The sequence below is a fragment of the Microbulbifer sp. MCCC 1A16149 genome (assembly GCF_050368945.1).
In the GTDB taxonomy this organism is placed as follows: domain Bacteria; phylum Pseudomonadota; class Gammaproteobacteria; order Pseudomonadales; family Cellvibrionaceae; genus Microbulbifer.
The window spans coordinates 3,057,256-3,074,638 of sequence record NZ_CP185959.1; the positions used below are offsets into that span (position 1 = coordinate 3,057,256).

The 17,383-nt window shown below is 59.6% G+C and carries 15 protein-coding genes and 3 tRNA genes; 12 read left to right on the top strand and 6 right to left on the bottom strand.

Annotation, left to right across the window (positions count from 1 at the left end; genetic code table 11):
- The first annotated feature begins 31 nt into the window (after window positions 1–31).
- A complete protein-coding gene (locus ACONT6_RS12850) occupies window positions 32–1,594 on the top strand; it encodes a succinylglutamate desuccinylase (RefSeq protein ID WP_428818883.1) in 1,563 nt (520 codons plus the stop codon).
- 33 nt (window positions 1,595–1,627) lie between these two features.
- Here ACONT6_RS12850 and ACONT6_RS12855 read toward each other — a convergent pair whose 3' ends face one another.
- From ACONT6_RS12855 to hemA, 4 genes are all read right to left on the bottom strand, one after another.
- On the bottom strand, window positions 1,628–2,536 hold the full coding sequence (locus tag ACONT6_RS12855) for a cation diffusion facilitator family transporter (RefSeq protein WP_428818884.1): 909 nt from the start codon (window positions 2,534–2,536) through the stop codon (window positions 1,628–1,630).
- Between the two features lie 89 nt (window positions 2,537–2,625).
- A complete protein-coding gene (gene prmC / locus ACONT6_RS12860) occupies window positions 2,626–3,468 on the bottom strand; it encodes a peptide chain release factor N(5)-glutamine methyltransferase (protein ID WP_428818885.1) in 843 nt (280 codons plus the stop codon).
- A gap of 5 nt (window positions 3,469–3,473) precedes the next feature.
- Window positions 3,474–4,559, bottom strand: coding sequence for a peptide chain release factor 1 (prfA, locus tag ACONT6_RS12865; RefSeq protein ID WP_428818886.1), 1,086 nt, complete (start codon window positions 4,557–4,559; stop codon window positions 3,474–3,476).
- Window positions 4,559–5,863 carry a glutamyl-tRNA reductase gene (gene hemA / locus ACONT6_RS12870; RefSeq protein WP_428818887.1) on the bottom strand — a complete coding sequence of 435 codons (1,305 nt, stop codon included), beginning with the start codon at window positions 5,861–5,863 and terminating at the stop codon, window positions 4,559–4,561. Before hemA ends, prfA begins: the two co-directional genes overlap by 1 nt.
- Window positions 5,864–6,283: 420 nt before the next feature.
- On the opposite strand from hemA, the gene ACONT6_RS12875 reads away from it, so the two are divergent.
- From ACONT6_RS12875 to ACONT6_RS12925, 11 genes are all read left to right on the top strand, one after another.
- Complete coding sequence (locus ACONT6_RS12875) at window positions 6,284–8,272, top strand: tetratricopeptide repeat protein (RefSeq protein ID WP_428818888.1); 1,989 nt, start codon at window positions 6,284–6,286, stop codon at window positions 8,270–8,272.
- 10 nt (window positions 8,273–8,282) lie between these two features.
- Window positions 8,283–8,936: a lipoprotein insertase outer membrane protein LolB gene (gene lolB / locus ACONT6_RS12880; protein WP_428818889.1), complete on the top strand. Its 654-nt coding sequence runs from the start codon at window positions 8,283–8,285 to the stop codon at window positions 8,934–8,936.
- Between the two features lie 65 nt (window positions 8,937–9,001).
- Window positions 9,002–9,886: a 4-(cytidine 5'-diphospho)-2-C-methyl-D-erythritol kinase gene (ispE, locus tag ACONT6_RS12885; protein ID WP_428818890.1), complete on the top strand. Its 885-nt coding sequence runs from the start codon at window positions 9,002–9,004 to the stop codon at window positions 9,884–9,886.
- 21 nt (window positions 9,887–9,907) lie between these two features.
- Window positions 9,908–9,982 (top strand) — tRNA-Gln (locus ACONT6_RS12890).
- Between the two features lie 426 nt (window positions 9,983–10,408).
- On the top strand, window positions 10,409–11,341 hold the full coding sequence (locus tag ACONT6_RS12895) for a ribose-phosphate pyrophosphokinase (protein WP_305075982.1): 933 nt from the start codon (window positions 10,409–10,411) through the stop codon (window positions 11,339–11,341).
- Between the two features lie 225 nt (window positions 11,342–11,566).
- Entirely contained in the window at window positions 11,567–12,199 is a 633-nt protein-coding gene (locus ACONT6_RS12900; RefSeq protein WP_181252397.1) for a 50S ribosomal protein L25/general stress protein Ctc, read from the top strand.
- Window positions 12,200–12,238: 39 nt separating this feature from the next.
- Window positions 12,239–12,838 (top strand): aminoacyl-tRNA hydrolase, encoded by a 600-nt coding sequence (pth, locus tag ACONT6_RS12905; protein ID WP_428818891.1) that lies wholly within the window; start codon window positions 12,239–12,241, stop codon window positions 12,836–12,838.
- A gap of 53 nt (window positions 12,839–12,891) precedes the next feature.
- Window positions 12,892–13,983, top strand: coding sequence for a redox-regulated ATPase YchF (gene ychF / locus ACONT6_RS12910; protein WP_428818892.1), 1,092 nt, complete (start codon window positions 12,892–12,894; stop codon window positions 13,981–13,983).
- A 123-nt stretch (window positions 13,984–14,106) separates the two neighbouring features.
- Complete coding sequence (locus ACONT6_RS12915; protein ID WP_428818893.1) at window positions 14,107–15,021, top strand: DMT family transporter; 915 nt, start codon at window positions 14,107–14,109, stop codon at window positions 15,019–15,021.
- A gap of 116 nt (window positions 15,022–15,137) precedes the next feature.
- Window positions 15,138–15,214: transfer RNA gene (locus tag ACONT6_RS12920), tRNA-Met, on the top strand.
- A 37-nt stretch (window positions 15,215–15,251) separates the two neighbouring features.
- Window positions 15,252–15,326 (top strand) — tRNA-Gln (locus ACONT6_RS12925).
- Window positions 15,327–15,424: 98 nt separating this feature from the next.
- On the opposite strand, the gene ACONT6_RS12930 is transcribed toward ACONT6_RS12925, so the two are convergent.
- Together ACONT6_RS12930 and ACONT6_RS12935 are read right to left on the bottom strand one after the other, a co-directional pair.
- Complete coding sequence (locus ACONT6_RS12930) at window positions 15,425–16,468, bottom strand: sulfite exporter TauE/SafE family protein (RefSeq protein ID WP_428818894.1); 1,044 nt, start codon at window positions 16,466–16,468, stop codon at window positions 15,425–15,427.
- Between the two features lie 85 nt (window positions 16,469–16,553).
- Complete coding sequence (locus tag ACONT6_RS12935; protein ID WP_181252392.1) at window positions 16,554–17,270, bottom strand: SapC family protein; 717 nt, start codon at window positions 17,268–17,270, stop codon at window positions 16,554–16,556.
- Window positions 17,271–17,383 lie beyond the last annotated feature (113 nt).

The window sequence follows — 17,383 nt, forward strand, 5'->3', positions numbered from 1 at the left end:
TCCCTGCGCAGTTTCCGTAATGGAGTTTTTCATGCCCCGCCGCCGTTTGAGCCTTCCCGTAATCATTGCCCTCGCCTGCTACGCCGCCTACCTGCCAGCGGAGGAGTCCGATGAAAATGGCGAGCCGGTAGAAACTACCTCTACCCTGAACACGCAAACAGACGCGGCAGAGCAACAGGACCCGGAATCCCCCGCGGCAGAACCCTCTGGCAACGAGGTAGCGGAACAACCGCCGCAGGAGCCTCAGAGCAACGAGCGCGCCGCTACCGGCAGCAATGTCGATGCATCTGACCAGCCCGAAAAGCCGATGCCGAAGGCAAAGAGTATCGAACTCGATAAACCGGTCAGCGAAAAGGAGCTGGTGGCCCCGCCACAGGAGGAAGCTTCGGAGCAGCAGGCAGCCGACGCGGCAGCGGAGCCCGCAGCCCCCGCGCCGCAGGCCGAGCCAGAAGCCCCTGTCGGCAAGCCACTGCAGCTGCTGGGTTCAGAAGTCCCACCGGCCACGTCCACCCGCCTGGCCTGGTCCCCCAGCCAGCACTTTGAAGGCGTCTACAGCGCCACCCCGGTACTGGTGGTCAACGGCGCGGAGACCGGCCCTACCCTGTGTCTGACCGCCGCCCTGCACGGCGACGAGCTGAACGGCATCGAAACCGTGCGCCGGGTGATGTACAACCTGAACCCGCAAACCCTGAAAGGCGCGGTGATCGGTGTGCCCATCGTCAACCTGCAGGGGTTCCATCGCGGATCCCGCTACCTGACCGACCGGCGCGACCTCAACCGCCATTTCCCCGGCGACAAGAATGGCTCCTCCGCCTCGCGCATTGCGCGCTCGTTTTTTGACGAGGTGGTCGCGCACTGCAACGCCATTGTTGACCTGCACACCGGATCTTTTTATCGCACCAACTTGCCCCAGCTGCGCGGCGACCTGAAAAACCCAAAGGTGGTGAAACTCACCAAGGGCTTTGGTTCCACCGTGGTGCTGCACAGTGACGGCGCCAAGGGCACCCTGCGCCGCGCCGCCGTGGAGGCGGGCATCCCCACGGTCACCCTGGAAGCCGGCGCGCCCATGGTGCTGGACGAAACCTCGGTAAGCCACAGCGTGAAAGGCATACGCACCCTGCTCAATCAGCTCGGCATGGTGAACAAGTTCCGCCTGTGGGGAGACCCCGAACCGGTCTACTACAACTCCACCTGGCAGCGCGCCACTACCGGCGGGATCATTTTCAGCAAGGTTCAGCTGGGTGAGTTTGTCAGCAAGGGAGACCTGCTGGGCACCGTGACCAACCCGATCACCAATGTACGCAAGGAGATCCGCTCCCAGCACAACGGTCGCATCCTCGGAATGGCCATGAACCAGGTGGTACAACCGGGCTTTGCTGCCTACCACATTGGCATTCAGGCGCCGGAAGAACAGATCCCGGCACCGGAAGACGTAACAGCCGAAGAAGCGCCCGCCGCCACCGAGCAGAGCACGCAAACGGAGTCCGCCGGGCAACAGGAAGAAACACCGGTGACATCACCCGAGCCGGCTTCAGACACCCCGGACGAAGACGCGCCCACCGTGGATCACGATGAGCAGAGTGAGGAAGATTGAGCGCCTAACCAGACAGACGGGCCAATAACCTTTTTAAGGTTGCGGCCCGCTCACCCGATCAATGATCGGGGTTTTATCCACATGCAGTGGCTCCGGCTGCAGTGTGATATGACTGATGGCGAAGCGCTCGATCAGTGTCTCGCGCAGCATTGCCAGCACTTTCGGCCAGGTGGCCAGATCGTCCACCACGATATGCGCGGACAGGGAAATCATACTGCTGTCCAGCCGCCAGATATGCAGGTCGTGCACCGAGCGCACGCCCTCCACCGCGGCCATGGTTTCCCCCACCAGCGGCAGGCTCAACTCTCTTGGCACCCGCTCCATCAGCACATCCACCGCATCGCGCAGCAACTTCAGGCTGGAAAACAAGATAAGTACGCAGATCAGTACCGACAGCAACGGGTCGATCGGCGTCCAGTCGGTGAAATAAATCACCGCGCCCGCGACCAGTGCCGCCACCGAACCGAGTAGATCCCCCATCACATGCAGCAGCGCACCGCGAATATTGAGTGTCTGCTCACCCCGGTGCAGCACCCAAGCCACCGCAATATTCACCAGCAGTCCGATACTCGCAATCAACATCACCATACCGCCCTGCACCGGCTGCGGCGCGCGCAGGCGATCAAGCGCGGCGATGGTGATACCTACCACAATCAACAACATCAGTACCGCATTGACGATGGCCGCCAGCACTTCCGCGCGCCCCCAGCCAAACGACATCTCGCGGCTTGCCGGCTTGCGCGCGAGCATTGCCGCTACCGCGCCAAGTGCCAGGGAAAAGGAATCGGTGATCATGTGCCCGGCGTCGCCGAGCAGTGCGAGGGAGCCGGAAATCCAGCCGCCGATGGCTTCCACCACGGCAAACGCGAGCGTGATGACCAGGCCCCAGACCAGGGGTTTTAGATGGTTGCCGTGACTGTGGTGATGGGCGTGCTCGTGCATAGACTCCTTCCTGCCGGTTGCGTTGTTGCAGGAGCCTGGCTCGCGGCGAGTTGTCCCAGGTGTGGTCTGTTCGCCTGCGCAGGAGGCCCCTACGGGGGAGTACTTTTGTTGCGACCCAGTGTGATACGTTCCCGCCCGGCATAGTCAAGCCGGGTTTCCACCTCGGCGTAACCCGCTTCGGTAAAAATCCTGCGTACCGCCTTGCCCTGCTCCCAGCCGTGCTCGACCGCAAGCAATGCGCCATCGCTAAGGAAGTCCAGCGCGTCCTCACCAATGCGGCGGATATCCGCCAGCCCATGCTCTTCCGCCACCAGCGCCGATAGCGGCTCGAAGCGCACATCGCCTTCGCGCAGGTGCGGGTCCTGGGTATCAATATAGGGCGGGTTGCTGACAATCAGATCAAAGCGCTGTTGCGGCACCGCGGCAAACCAGTCGCTCTGCAGTACCGCAACGTTGTCGAACCCCAATCGTTGTCGGTTTTCTTCCGCCAGCGCCACCGCCGCCGGCATTCTGTCCACAGCTGTCACCTGCCAGCGGGGCCGCTCGCTCGCCAGGGCCAGGGCGATCGCACCGGTGCCGGTTCCCAGGTCCAGAACCGAGAGCCGCTCTTGTGGACACAGCTCGAGCACCGTTTCTACCAGTACTTCGGTATCCGGGCGCGGGATCAGGGTGGTGCGGTTGACCTTTAGGGGAAGGGACCAGAATTCCCGGCTACCAGTGAGGTGGGCCACCGGCTCGCCGGCAATACGGCGCTCCAGCAGCCGCTCGAACTGTAACTGCTGCTCATCGTCCAGCGGGTGTTCGGGCCAGGTGTAAAGCCAGGCGCGGGACTTCCCCAGCAGGTGGCAGAGCAGCACCTCCAGGTCCAGCCGCGGGCTGTCACTGTGCTTGAGTTCTACCGCGCGCTGCAGGTTTTCCTTCACCGTGGCCATGGGGATCAGTGCTGCCCCAGGGCGGCAAGTTGATCCGCCTGGTATTCGGTGCGCAACGGGCCGATTACCTCGTCCACTGCGCCCTGCATGACCTCGTCCAGCTTGTACAGGGTCAGTCCAATACGGTGATCGGTCACCCGCCCCTGGGGAAAGTTATAGGTGCGGATTCGCTCGGAGCGATCGCCACTTCCCACCAGGTTTCTGCGCGCGTCGGAAATTTCCTGAGCGGCAGCAGATTCTTGCGCGTTGTTCAGTTTGGCCTGCAACAACGCCATCGCCTTGGCGCGGTTCTTGTGCTGGGAACGTTCGTCCTGACACTCCACCACAATTCCCGTGGGAATATGGGTAAGGCGCACCGCGGAATCGGTTTTGTTGACGTGCTGACCACCGGCGCCGGAAGCGCGGTAGGTATCGACGCGCAGGTCCGCCTTGTTGATCTCGATGGCATCGCGCTCGTCCGGCTCCGGCATCACCGCCACGGTACAGGCGGAGGTGTGGATACGCCCCTGGGACTCGGTCTCCGGCACCCGCTGCACCCGGTGTGCGCCCGACTCGAACTTCAGCCGCGCATAGACATCTTCACCGGCAACACGGGTGATGATCTCTTTGTAACCACCGTGCTCGCCGGGGTTTTCGCTGATCACTTCGATGCGCCAGCCCTGCTTTTCAGCGTAGCGGGAGTACATGCGGAACAGGTCACCGGAGAAGATCGCAGCCTCATCCCCGCCGGTTCCGGCACGGATCTCGAGGTAAACGTTTTTGCGGTCGTTGGGGTCGCGCGGCAACAGCAGGGTCTGCAGTTCTTTTTCCAGCGGCTCGAGCTCGGCTTCCGCTTCGCGCAGCTCTTCCTGGGCCATTTCCCGCATTTCATCGTCGCTCTCATCGAGCATTTCGCGCGCGGTGGCCATATCGTCCTGCAGGGTCTTGTAGCGGCTGTAGCATTTGACCACGTCTTCCAGCTCGGAAAACTCTCGCGAGAGGTCGCGGAACTTGTCCTGGTCGCTGATGATTTCTGCATCACCCAGCAGCGCGGACACTTCCTCGTGGCGCTCCACCAGGTTGTCGAGTTTCTGTTGTACAGAAGCTTTCATTATTTGAGTTTCTTTTTCTCCGGCGCAGTGGCCGATACATCTGATTCCTGGTCGCAGTCTTCCGGGGCCAGGCCTATTATTTCCCGCGCAATGCGCAGCCGTTCCATATCGCCATCGGCGGTCGCCTTGCGCAGGGCCACAGTAGGCGCATGGATCAGTTTATTGGTAAGCGAGCGGGCCAATTGTTCCAGCAACTGCTCAGGGTCAGCACCGGTGCGCAACTGCACCAGGGTCTTTTCCAGTTCATCCTTGCTGATTCCCTGGGCCTGCTGGCGGTAGCTGCGGATGGAGTCCACGGCGCGCAGGCTGCGGTGCTCGCGCATAAAGTCCTGGGCCGCGGAATCGACGATCACGTCGGCAGCCTCGGCGGCCTTCTCGCGCAATCGCTTGCCCTCGTCGATCACCCCGCGCAGGTCGTCCACGGTATACAGATAGACGTCGTCCAGATTGCCTACTTGCGGCTCGATATCCCGCGGCACCGCGATATCCACCATAAACATCGGGCGGTGACGGCGCTGCTTGAGCGCGGTCTCTACCGCGCCCTTACCCAGAATCGGCAACTGGCTGGCGGTGGAACTGATCACGATGTCGGCGCGCGGCAGGTGCTCGGGGATATCCGCCAGCAGGATCGCCTCGGCGCCGAAATCCTGTGCCAACAGTTGCGCCCGGTGCAGCGTGCGGTTGGCCACGATCAGCTTCTTCACCCCTTTGTCCAGCAAATGCCGGGCCACCAGCTCAATGGTTTCCCCGGCGCCGATCAACAACGCGGTCTGTTCGCCGAGATCGGTAAAGATACGGGACCCCAGAGACACCGCGGCAAAGGCCACAGAGACCGGGTTTTCGCCAATGGCAGTTTCGGTGCGCACACGCTTGGCGACCGAAAACACCTGCTGGAATACATTGTGCAACGTAGAACCGACACTGCCGGACTCCCGCGCCACCGCGTAAGCGGATTTCATCTGGCCGAGGATCTGCGGTTCCCCGAGCACCAGCGAATCCAGCCCGCAGGCCACGCGCATCATATGGCGCACCGCAGTTTCATCGGTGAACTGATAGTGACAGCCGGTCAGCTGGTCGAGGGGAACGCTGTGGTAGTTGGAGATCCACGCCAATACCGCCTCCGGCGCTACCTCGCCGTAGATCTCGGTGCGATTGCAGGTGGAGAGTATCGCCAGTTCCCGACAATCCAGGGCCGCGCGGGCCTCTGCCAGCGCACTGGGCATTACCTCGGGGGCGAATGCCACTCGCTCGCGTACAGCAACGGGCGCACTATCGTGGTTGATTCCCAGGGCAAGGATCGGCATAGGTTCTCGTCGTCTCGTTCGGGCACCTCGGTGCGCCCGTCCCGAATAATGGTACTAGGGTCGGTAAAAAGGTCGCACATTGTCCGGGGCCGCTGCGCACCGTGCAAGCGCTATCAGGCTATCTGTGTGATAGTGTGCAGCAAGTGTCCAGCCAGTCACAACCTGTTTGGCCGCCAAACGCGGCTTGCATACCGCGGTTTAAATAGATGCTGACTTCGCGCCGAAACCCCGACCGCGGCCACAGCAGGAGGAATTCACAACTAGAATTATACGGCGATAACCCGGAAAAATACGCCAACAGACGCCCCACCACACAGAACGGCCCCGCCTCACTGCCCGCAAAAGCACAGGAGGTGCCACAGTTCAGCCCAGGACTCACGGCTGACCGGTGACCGGCGCGAACGTACGGACACGTTTTTTATGCAGCTTTTTTCATCCCCGATCCTTGCCACCTTTTTCGCCCCGCCCCAGTTGAGCCGGAAGGCCATCGCGTCTTCTGTACAGAATTCCGATGTACAGACATCCGATGGCAGCGCGCCGCAAGATGGCGCCCGACGTCATCCGACACGCGTACTCGCAACTGCAATATCGGTAGCTATCCTGTGCGCCTGCAGTCAGCAACCCCTCCAGGTCGATGCCGCCAATGAACCCGTGGCAGGTGCGGCCTACGCGGCCCCCGAAATATCCACTGCCGCGCAACCCATCGCCAGCGGCGCAGAGAAAGTGGCTGAAAATGACGAAACGACGCTGGCAAAACGGGGGGTGCCTGCTGAAAAAGAAGAAAAGAGCGACAAAACCAAACCTTTCCCTATTGAAACCTTTTACACGCTACTGGTGGCAGAAGTTGCAGGCAATCGCCAGCAGTATGACCTGGCGCTGGCGAACTACTACTTCCAGGCCGAGCGCACCAAAGATGCTGGAATCGCTGCCCGCGCCACCCGGATCGCACGCTACCTGAACGCGCGCCGTGCGGCACTGCGCTCCGCCCAGCTGTGGGTAGAACTGGAGCCAGAAAGCCCCGAAGCGCAGCTGGCTGCGACTGCCGAACTCACTCTCGCCGGAGAACTGGATGCCGCCATGCGCCACGCAGAACTGGCACTCAGCCTGGGCGGCGATGCACCACTGCAATCCGTGGCGGCCACCGCGGTAGATAACGAAGAACTGGCGAAGAAGATACTTCCGGAATTCCGCCGCCTGTCACAGAAATACCCGACCAACAACGAGGCCGCCCTGGCGCTCGCCATGCTGCTGCGGGCCAACAACAACCCCCAGGAAGCCCTGAACCTGACCCACCAGGTACAGGAGCGAGACCCGGCGCTACTCGATGCACCGCTGCTGGAATCCCATATCCTGATTGATATGGGGCGCAACAAAGAGGCGCGCCAGCTGCTGGAAAACCTGGTATCCCTCTACCCCAAAGAGAGCCGCCTGCGCCTGCAGTATGCGCGGTTGCTGATTCGCGAAGATATTGAACTGGCGCAACATCAGTTTGTGGAGCTGGTGAAACAGCGTCCCAACGATGCCAACTTGATCCTTTCCCTGGCATTGATCCAGTACGAAACCGGACAACTCGACAACGCCAAGCCACTACTGGAAAAACTGCTGCAACTCGAGGAACACGAATCCGCGGCACACTTCTATCTCGCCGGCATTGCCGAGAAAAAAGATAAGGTAAGTGAAGCCGTTACCCACTATCGCATGGTGCGTCCGGGCGGCGATTACGTACAGGCGATTACCCGTGGCACCAACCTGCTCGCCGCCAGCGGCAATACCAGTGAGGCGCAGGACTGGTTTGAAGAATTGCGCGCGCGCCATCCGGGCCAGAAAGAACAGTTCTATCTATTGCAGACGGAACTACTCACTAAATACGGTCGTCTTAAAGAAGCGCAGACGCTTCTCTCCGGCGCTCTAAAAACCAACGGTGACAGTAAACGACTGATCTACGCCTATGCCATGACCAGTGAGCAGCTGGGAGATGTGGAAAACTTTGAACTGAGTTTGCGCAAATTGTTGTCCAGCGATCCGGATAATGCGAACCTGCTGAACACATTGGGTTACAAACTGCTCTCCTATGAGGACCGCCTCAACGAGGCACTGGTACTGATCAGCAAGGCGCTGGAACTGAGCCCGGATGACCCCGCCATTATCGACAGTATGGGCTGGGCACATCACCGCCTGGGCAACCATGCTGAGGCAGTGAAATACCTGCAAAGGGCTCACGAGCTGCTCAAAGATCACGAAATCGCCGCACATCTGGGTGAGGCGCTGTGGGCACTGGGTCAGCGCCAACAGGCCATGCAGGTGTGGGAGCAGGGATTGCAGAACAACCCGGAAAGTAAACTAATTCCCGAGGCCATGCAGCGGCTACAGGATCAACAAAGACTGGAACAGCATGTTACGGAAAGCTGAAGTTCTCTCTGTGTCCCGATTACCATTCACGTTCGATAAAAAACTGTGCGGGCGCATCGCTACCCGCACCCGGCAGCTGGTTACCGCGGTGCTGCTTGTCGCTGTCACCGCGTGCAGCTCGCAGAAACCACAACCGTCCCAACCACCAGCCCAATCGGCACAACCGCAATCCGCCGCCGCACTGCAGCGCTGGGAGGCCACCGGAAAACTGGGGGTACGGTCCCCCAAGGAAAACGGCAGCGCCAACCTTACCTGGCAACAGGCCAGCGGCAACTACCGCATCCATCTCAGCGGCCCATTGGGCGCCGGCGCTACGGTAATCAGTGGCTCACCTGCCGGTGTCAGCTTACAAAGCGGCAGTGAACCCGCCGTGTTTGCCTCCAGTCCCGCTCAGCTCACCGAGCAGATCATGGGCTGGCCCCTGCCTGTGTCTGAGATGTTTTACTGGGTGCGCGGACTGCCTGCGCCGGGTGCGATTGCCGGTGAGCAGAAGAATTCCCAGGGACTACTGCAAAGCCTGCAGCAAGCTGGCTGGCAATTGAGCTTTGGCGGCTACCAGAATGTCGGCCCCTACCAGCTCCCCACCCGCATCAAAGCCGCCACCAATCAGGCCGCCGGGCCGGTGAGTGTCACTGTGGTGATCAAGGACTGGCAGCCCAAATAAGCTGCTACAGCAAAAGTCTGGCGACTGCTAAACTGGCCGCCAGACTTTTTAACCGCCCACTCTCCATGAATGCGTTTTCCCTCCCTGCCCCTGCCAAACTGAACCTCATGCTGCGGATTCTCGGTCGCCGCGCGGATGGCTACCACGAACTGCAGACGATTTTTCAGTTACTGGATTTTGGCGACACCCTGACTTTTGAAGCCACCACCGACGGACATATCCACCTGCAGTGCCCCGGTGTTGACGTGCCACCACAGCAAAACCTGATTTATCGCGCTGCCCAATTGCTCCGGCAGCACTGTGGCAACCGAGAACAGGGCGCAAGGATTACGGTAGACAAGATTCTTCCCGCCGGAGGCGGAATTGGCGGCGGCAGCAGCGATGCCGCTACAGCGCTCCTGGGCCTGAATCATCTGTGGCAGTGCCGCCTGGACCTGGACAAGCTCGCGGAACTGGGTGCGCAACTCGGCGCCGATGTGCCGGTATTTGTACGCGGCCATTCCGCATTTGCCGAAGGAGTGGGCGAACGCCTGACCCCGGTATCCATTGCTCCCCAGTGGTACCTGGTGCTGACACCAGCCTGCCATGTCAGCACGGCGGCGCTTTTTTCCGATCCGCGTTTGACAAGAGATTCTGCCGCAATTACATTAGCGGCCCTTCGCGACAGGCGGCTGAACACACACTGGCTGAATCAATATGCCGGTAACGATTTCCAGTCGCTGGTTGAGAGCCTCTACCCCGAGGTGCATGCAGCCCGATCGTGGCTTGCGCACTACGGACAGGCCTACCTGACAGGAACCGGCGCATGTGTTTTTGCCGGATTCGCGTCAGAAGAAGCGGCGCAAAAAGTGTTCGCTGAACGGCCTGAAGGGTGGCAGGGCTTTATTGCCAAAGGCGTCGATGACTCTCCGACCCACAGGCAGCTCGCGAAATTTGCAGCAACGGTCTAAATTGATTAGCTGCAACATTGCTGGGGTGTAGCCAAGCGGTAAGGCAGCGGGTTTTGATCCCGTCATGCGAAGGTTCGAATCCTTCCACCCCAGCCATATTTTCAGGTTGGCAGTGAGTTTGGCGAAAGCAACGCACTCTGACAGGTTCGAGCCGGAGCTGGCGCAGCCAGCGGAGACCAGCGAGCCGCAGGCGAAGCTAATCCTTCCACCCCAGCCACTTTCTTAGTTTTCAGGAATTCATCCATGAATTCCTGAAAAACGCTAAGCGCGGCGCATATCCGCACTTAGCTCCCGCCAAACCAGCTGAACTGGTTTGCGGGCGAGCCATCCATGGCTCGCTTTGGAGCTTCGGGCCCAACCCCGACAAGCGGCCAATCAGGGCCATCCTCTACACTTGCACCAATGGTCGCCCAATGACACGGCATCACACTAACCTGCAAGCAGTTCGCGCTCCGAAAACCCCCTGAATTTCACTACTATCATCTACTCCCAACGAAAAAGGTACTCGCAGTGGCTGACTTAATGGTCTTCACCGGCAACGCAAACCCGGAACTGGCACAAAAGGTTGTTGAGCATATGGCGATACCGCTGGGAGAGGCGGTGGTCAAGCGCTTCTCCGATGGTGAGATCGCGGTTGAGATCACCGACAACGTGCGCGGTCGCGATGTTTTTGTGGTGCAGTCCACCTGCCAGCCCACCAACCGCAACATCATGGAACTGATCCTGCTGGTTGACGCCCTGCGTCGCGCCTCAGCCGGCCGCATTACCGCGGTAGTCCCCTACTTCGGCTACGCGCGCCAGGATCGCCGGGTGCGTTCACAGCGGGTGCCGATTTCCGCCAAGGTCGTGGCAGACATGATGGTGAGCGTGGGCATCGACCGCGTACTGACCGTTGACCTGCACGCCGAGCAGATCCAGGGCTTCTTCGACGTGCCGGTAGACAACGTTTACGGTTCTTCCGTGCTGCTGGACGATATCGAGCGCCAGAAATATGAAGACCTGGTTGTCGTGTCCCCGGATATCGGCGGCGTTGTGCGCGCCCGCGCCGTTGCCAAGAGTCTCGACTGCGATCTGGCCATCATCGACAAGCGCCGCCCCGCTGCCAATGTTGCCGAAGTGATGAACATCATCGGTGAGATCAACGGCCGCACCTGCCTGCTGGTAGACGATATGGTGGATACCGCGGGCACCCTGTGTAACGCGGCCAACGCCCTGAAAGAACACGGCGCCAAGAAAGTCGTTGCCTACTGTACCCACCCGGTACTCTCCGGCAAGGCGATCGAGAACCTGAACAACTCGGTTCTGGATGAACTGGTAGTCACCGACTCCATCCCGCTGGGCGACAAGATGGCGCAGTCATCGAAAATCCGTCAGCTCACCCTGTCTGCGATGCTGGCCGAGTCCATGCGCCGCATCAGCAACGAAGAATCACTTTCGGCAATGTTCCGTTCATAAGGCCGCTTCACAGCCCTATCCAGCAACGGAAAAGCACCCGCCAGGTAGTCGTAAGCAAACCACGATTACACTGGCAATCCCCTGCGCTTGCCCTTAGAATACGCGCCCGCCCGGTACCGCCGGGCGTTTACTATTGGGTGTTTCAATAGATTTCGCCCATTTTATAGCAACGCCAGAAGGTTCCGGTCGCAGGTCCTTCTGGACAGACAACCTGAGGTTTACCCCATGTCTGATTTCAAACTGAATGCCAGCGTCCGTAGCGACGAAGGGAAAGGTGCGAGCCGCCGCCTGCGTCGCCTGGAAGCGAAAGTTCCGGCCATCATCTACGGTGGCGAAGCCGAACCGCAATCCATTGCCCTGCTGCAGAAAGATATGTTCAAGGCTCTGGAAAGCGAAGCCGTTTACTCCTCCGTTCTGACCCTGAATGTCGACGGCAAGGAAGAGACCGTGATCCTGCGCGACCTGCAGCGTCACCCGGCCAAGGCGATCCTGCTGCACGCTGACTTCCAGCGCGTATCTGCGAACACCAAAGTACACGTTAAAGTACCCCTGCACTTCCTGAACGAAGAGTCCTGCAAAGGTGTTAAAGCTGGCGGCATCGTGTCTCACACCCTGACCGAGCTGGACATCAACGCACCGGCTTCCAAGCTGCCTGAGTTCATCGAAGTAGACCTGGCTGACCTGGAACTGGACGCCACCGTTCACATCTCCGACATCAAACTGCCGGAAGGCGTTGAGTCTGTGGACCTGGCCCACGGTGAAGACCACGACCTGGTTGTTGCCTCCGTGCACAAGCCGCGTGGCGCCATCGAAGCTGACGCCGAAGAAGGTGAAGGCGAAGAGTCCGGCGAAGCATAAGCCGGCAGACGTTCAGGTCTCCCGATAAGGTAAAGTACCTTGAGCAAGGCTCCCGACACGCCCATTCAGTTAATCGTCGGCCTGGGTAACCCAGGCCCCGAGTACGACCGGACGCGTCACAACGCGGGAGCCGACTTTGTCTCCGAGCTGGCCCGTATCCACGGCGCTCAGCTCGCGCCAGACAGCAAATATCACGGTCTCACCGGCCGTGTGCGGATCAGCGGGCAGGATATCCGCCTGCTGATTCCCACCACCTATATGAATCGCAGTGGCCAGGCAGTAGGCCCACTGGCGAACTTCTTCAAGATTCCCGCCGAGGCCATTCTGGTCGCCCACGATGAGCTGGACCTGCCCAGTGGCACCGCACGCCTGAAAGGTGGTGGTGGTCACGGAGGCCACAACGGCCTGCGCGACATTATCTCGGCACTGGGGAACAATCGCGATTTCATGCGTCTTCGCCTCGGCGTTGGCCACCCGGGCAATGCCCGCGATGTCGTCAACTACGTTCTGCAGCGCGCCCCGCGGGTTGAGCAGGACCAGCTGGCCGAAGCCATCGACCGCGCCGTTGATGTACTCCCCACCGCCGCCTCTGGCGACTGGAACGGGGCCATGAAAACACTGCACACCAAAGCAAAATAGGTAAGAGCTGCCTGCGCGCGCTCTACTCACCGAACACCTACAGGATTCAGACCATGGGTTTTACTTGCGGCATCGTCGGCCTGCCCAATGTGGGCAAATCTACTCTGTTCAATGCCCTCACCAAGGCGGGCATCGACGCAGAGAACTTCCCTTTCTGCACCATTGAGCCCAACGCCGGCGTGGTACCCGTACCGGATCCCCGCCTCGACAAGCTGGCGGAAATCGTCAACCCGCAGAAAGTGATCCCCACCACCATGGAGTTTACTGATATCGCAGGCCTGGTTGCCGGCGCCTCCAAGGGTGAGGGCCTGGGCAACAAGTTCCTCGCCAATATCCGCGAGACCGATGCCATCGCCCACGTGGTTCGCTGCTTCGAAGACGACAACGTCATTCACGTGGCGAATAAGGTACACCCGGTTGCCGATATTGAAGTCATCAACACCGAGCTGGCGCTGGCCGACCTGGATACCGTAGAAAAAGCACTGCAGCGCTACACTCGTGCCGCCAAAGGTCAGGACAAGCACGCCATCAAGATGAAGGCACTGCTGGAAAAGATCCAGCCGCACCTGGATGAAGCCAAGCCGCTGCGCTCATTCGGCCTGAATGATGACGAGCTTGCGGACCTGCGCGAACTGAGCCTGCTCACCGTCAAGCCCACCATGTACATCGCCAACGTCGATGAAGACGGCTTCGAGAACAACCCGCACCTGGATGCGGTCTCTGCCATCGCCGCAGAAGAAAATGCCGTTCTGGTTCCCATCTGCAACAAGCTGGAAGCCGAAATTGCCGAACTCGACGATGATGAAAAGCAGGAGTTTCTGGAAGAGCTGGGCATGGAAGAACCGGGCCTGAACCGCGTGATCCGCGCAGGCTACAACCTGCTGAACCTGCACACATACTTCACTGCCGGCGTCAAAGAAGTACGCGCCTGGACCATCCCCCTGCAAGCAACTGCGCCGCAGGCTGCGGGCAAGATCCACACCGATTTCGAGAAAGGCTTTATCCGCGCTGAAGTGGTGGGCTATACCGACTTTGTGGATAACAAGGGCGAAGCCGGCGCCAAGGAAGCAGGTAAATGGCGCCTGGAAGGCAAGGATTACGTTGTCGCAGACGGCGATGTTATCCACTTCCGCTTTAACGTCTAAAACACCCGCCCCCTCCTGACACCGACCGAAGCAGTCCCGGACTGCGGGGCCCCACAAAGGCTCCGCAGTACACCTCTCGGGTGCAACCCCGCACCTGATCTAGCACCATCACCGTAGGTTGCCATGTATCAATCCAACTGGAGAGTCGGCCTGCCGCTGGCCCTGACCACCGCCTTCCTGTGGGCCCTGCTGCCCATCGCCATGAAAGGCCTGATCAGCGACATGGATTCCACTACCGTGACCTGGTTTCGCTTCTTTGGCGCAGCCCTGTTTGCCGGCGCCTGGTATGGATCCCGCCGCGACCTGCAGCTCGGCGCACTGTTGCGCGGGAAACTGCTGCCCTACACCGTGCTCGCCGTCGCCGGCCTGCTGGGCAACTATATTTCCTATGCCACCGGACTCAATTACATCACTCCCGGCGCCCTGCAGGTACTGATCCAGCTGGCACCACTACTGCTCCTGATTTTCAGCGTGATCTTCCTCGGCGAGCGTTTCTCTGCGCGCCAGTGGATGGGCGTGGGCCTGGTATGTATCGGGCTGCCGCTGTTCTTCAACCTGCGTATTCAGGAGCTGATGGAAGGGGAAGACCGCGAGTATCTGGTGGGTGTTGGCCTGGTGGTTATCGCGGCAGTGACCTGGGCCATCTACGGCCTGTTCCAGAAAAAGATCGTCGCCCAGTCGCGCCCACAGAACCTGCTGATACTGATCTATATTTCCGGCACCCTGTGCTTCCTGCCGGTCTCACAGCCATCCAGCGCACTACAGCTGGACGCACTCGGCTGGGGCCTGCTGATTTTCCTGACCGCCAACACACTGATCGCCTACGGCGCCTTCGCCAAGGCTATGGGTGCCTGGGAGGCATCCCGGGTCAGCGCCACCCTCGCTCTGGTACCGCTGATGACCCTGGCGCTCAGCGCCGTCATCGGCAACCTGTGGCCGCAATACATCGAAGTGGAACCGCTGAACTGGATCAGCTGGGTTGGCGCAATTACCGTTGTGCTGGGTTCGCTGCTCGCCGCCATCGGCCGCGGACGCTGATCCCCGGGGGAAAAGCGGATTACGCGCTAAGCTACTGATTAATTTACTAAAAAAGTGTTGACAGACCCCCGAGGTAGCCCGATAATGCGCGCCCTCGGTTAGACGAGATTGGTTGTGGCAAGGTAGCTCAGCTGGTTAGAGCGCAGCACTCATAATGCTGAGGTCGGGAGTTCAAGTCTCCCCCTTGCTACCATTTTTCTCTGTGAGTACCAGCCTCACAGCACCTTTACTGGGGTGTAGCCAAGCGGTAAGGCAGCGGGTTTTGATCCCGTCATGCGAAGGTTCGAATCCTTCCACCCCAGCCATACTTAAAAAAGGCGATCTCGCAAGAGATCGCCTTTTTTATTATCCGCCCCGGACGCAAACTAGTGCGAAGACGGGGCCTACCACGAGCTGAAAGTAGCTAGGATCCCGGGACAGGCTGGCTCAAAGAAATATCCGTATCAACGGCGTCAGCCAATCCCGTGCGATTGCGCTCGCGACGCAACCCCAACAGGCGCAGCGCCTCAAAGCCCGCAAGACACACCACTACCGCAACCAACGCGATCGCCGTTCCGGCAAGCCCCAGGGTCGCCCTTTCCGAAATACAGGTCCACACGAACTGCACAATACACAATAGTGCCACTGCGAGAAGCGTGGGCTGGCGACCAATCAAACCGACCACGAATACCCCAAGAGGCGCCCCCAGAGCCACCACCGGCGCCGCCGCCAGCCAGTTACCCAACACTCCCGGCTGCCAATCGCCGGCAACACTCTTCACCACAACGCCCACCACGGAAGAGAACGCCATAATCACCACGGATGTCGGAATGGCGACCTTGAGATCCACGCGGCTGAGCAACACCAGTGCCGCGTATATCACCATATCGATACCGACCCCGGTAACCGACACTGCGGCAAAGCCGGATGCGGCCCCCAGCATCAGCCCCACTCGAAAATCCTTGGGACAACGCGGGTCCCCAGCGTGATCGTGACCGGTAATTTCCCGCAGGCGATACAGGTGCAAAACCCCGAAGCTGCCCCAGATCACCGCAAACGACAGCTTTACCCATAGCTCGGGAACAAGGGGCGCAAAATAGAGAATACCCAGCGGCGTCGACAACAGGCTGCCCAGCAACGCACCGCGCAACATAGACCAGGCCAGCAACTGGCGCCGACAGAAAATAAAGATACTGGCACTGACCATACCAATGGACTGTACCGCAAAACTGAAATCCCGACCGAGACTGGCCGGCATATCGAACAGCAACACCAGCACGGGAAACCCGACTGTGCCGCCACCCATGGGCGTAGAACCCGCGGCGTAGGAACCGATCGCCATGGACAGGGCCATTGGCCAGTGTTCAGCTACCTCGCCCCAGAGGTTCTGGCTGGATACAAACAGCGCCCAGAGACAGTAAAAAGCTGACAGGAATAAGAACCAGGCGGAGTAGCGGGATAAGAGCATGGCGGGAATAACCGGAGAGTATGTCCCGGCCTCGAGTGGTCGAGACCGGGAAATCAGGGAGCAGAGCGCCCCCTGAAAGCAGATATCAGGCTTCTGCCTGCATCTTCGCCAGACGGGAGAACTGATGCATGGAGCCGAGCTGTGCGAACAGCGGCGGCAGGAAACCACGCTTGCGGAAATCAGCGAAGTCTTCTTCGCTGAGCTCGCCCAGCTTCTTCTCGTCAACCATGTAGATACCGGTCAGGTTGATCTTCTCACCACCAGCGTTGACTGCAACGTTCTGAGTGGTCAGCAGGTCTTTCTCGGCCAGAATGGTGATGAACGCCTTGGTCATCTGGTCGCTCTCGAGGTAGCCCACCAGAGACTCTTTCTTGGCCTTCAGGTATTCGCTTTCTTCGCCAGACTCGGTGAACAGGGCATTACCCTCTTCCTCACCGACAACCGGGCTGTTTTCAATCAGGCCTACCATGAGCTGTTCTTTGTTCTCACCAGCCGGGGCCAGAACGAAAGGATGGTTGCGGACTGCGCCCGGAACGAAAACACCTTTCCACTTATCACCATCGACGAACAGGTTCTCGCCTACTTTCAGGCTCAGCAGTGCAACAGACTGGAACTGGTCGGTATCGGAGTTCTTGACGAAAACGATAGGGTATTCAGCACCCAGACGGGCGAATTCATGAGCAGTTACCGGCACCATGTGTGCTTTTGCAACGTGCTCGAAGGTCCCCAACTCACGAACTTTCAGCTTACCGTGAGCGTCGCTGCGCAGAGGAACGATTTTTGGGGCTTCTACAGTGGCCATACAACACCTTATTGAAATTTGAAGTTATTCTAAAAAACCCGGACAGTATATTTTTTATACTCAAAAAGGGAAGCAAAAAGTTACACCAGCGGGGAGGAAGTTACCAGTCCTTC

Coding starts and splice junctions, on each gene's coding strand:
- ACONT6_RS12850 (WP_428818883.1), top strand. CDS start 32: ATGCCCCGCCGCCGTTTGAGCCTTCCCGTAATCATTGCCCTCGCCTGC.
- ACONT6_RS12855 (WP_428818884.1), bottom strand. CDS start 2,536: ATGCACGAGCACGCCCATCACCACAGTCACGGCAACCATCTAAAACCC.
- prmC (WP_428818885.1), bottom strand. CDS start 3,468: ATGGCCACGGTGAAGGAAAACCTGCAGCGCGCGGTAGAACTCAAGCAC.
- prfA (WP_428818886.1), bottom strand. CDS start 4,559: ATGAAAGCTTCTGTACAACAGAAACTCGACAACCTGGTGGAGCGCCAC.
- hemA (WP_428818887.1), bottom strand. CDS start 5,863: ATGCCGATCCTTGCCCTGGGAATCAACCACGATAGTGCGCCCGTTGCT.
- ACONT6_RS12875 (WP_428818888.1), top strand. CDS start 6,284: ATGCAGCTTTTTTCATCCCCGATCCTTGCCACCTTTTTCGCCCCGCCC.
- ispE (WP_428818890.1), top strand. CDS start 9,002: ATGAATGCGTTTTCCCTCCCTGCCCCTGCCAAACTGAACCTCATGCTG.
- ACONT6_RS12895 (WP_305075982.1), top strand. CDS start 10,409: ATGGTCTTCACCGGCAACGCAAACCCGGAACTGGCACAAAAGGTTGTT.
- ACONT6_RS12900 (WP_181252397.1), top strand. CDS start 11,567: ATGTCTGATTTCAAACTGAATGCCAGCGTCCGTAGCGACGAAGGGAAA.
- ychF (WP_428818892.1), top strand. CDS start 12,892: ATGGGTTTTACTTGCGGCATCGTCGGCCTGCCCAATGTGGGCAAATCT.
- ACONT6_RS12915 (WP_428818893.1), top strand. CDS start 14,107: ATGTATCAATCCAACTGGAGAGTCGGCCTGCCGCTGGCCCTGACCACC.
- ACONT6_RS12930 (WP_428818894.1), bottom strand. CDS start 16,468: ATGCTCTTATCCCGCTACTCCGCCTGGTTCTTATTCCTGTCAGCTTTT.
- ACONT6_RS12935 (WP_181252392.1), bottom strand. CDS start 17,270: ATGGCCACTGTAGAAGCCCCAAAAATCGTTCCTCTGCGCAGCGACGCT.